The organism is Variovorax sp. RTB1, from assembly GCF_035018765.1.
Classification (GTDB): domain Bacteria; phylum Pseudomonadota; class Gammaproteobacteria; order Burkholderiales; family Burkholderiaceae_C; genus Variovorax.
The window spans coordinates 1-385 of sequence record NZ_JASJXG010000127.1 but is presented as its reverse complement, the minus strand read 5'-3'; the positions used below and the strand labels follow the sequence as shown (position 1 = coordinate 385).

At 60.0% G+C, this 385-nt stretch carries 1 protein-coding gene; it reads right to left on the bottom strand.

Annotated features, from left to right (window positions below):
• The coding region (locus tag QN397_RS26645) for an IS3 family transposase (RefSeq protein ID WP_323502524.1) at positions 1 to 385 on the bottom strand (385 nt) is incomplete at both ends.

Below are 385 nucleotides of genomic sequence, written 5' to 3'. Positions count from 1 at the left end.
CCTTGGTCTTCCACGGTGCTCGGCGATGAATCAATTCGGCTTTGTAGAGCCCGTTGATGGTCTCGGCCAAGGCGTTGTCGTAGCTGTCTCCCCGACTGCCCACGGACGGCTCGATGCCGGCTTCACCCAAGCGCTCGCTGTACCGAATGGACACATATTGCGACCCACGATCCGAGTGATGTATCAGGCTGCGATCCCGCTCCGGTTGGCGGTCATACAGAGCCTGTTCCAGCGCGTCCAGCACGAAGTCCGTGCGCATCGAACTGCTCACGCGCCAACCGACGATGCGCCGTGCAAACACATCGATGATGAAGGCCACGTAGAGCCAGCCCTGCCAGGTCGACACATATGTGAAGTCCGAGACCCATAGCTGGTTTGGTCGCTC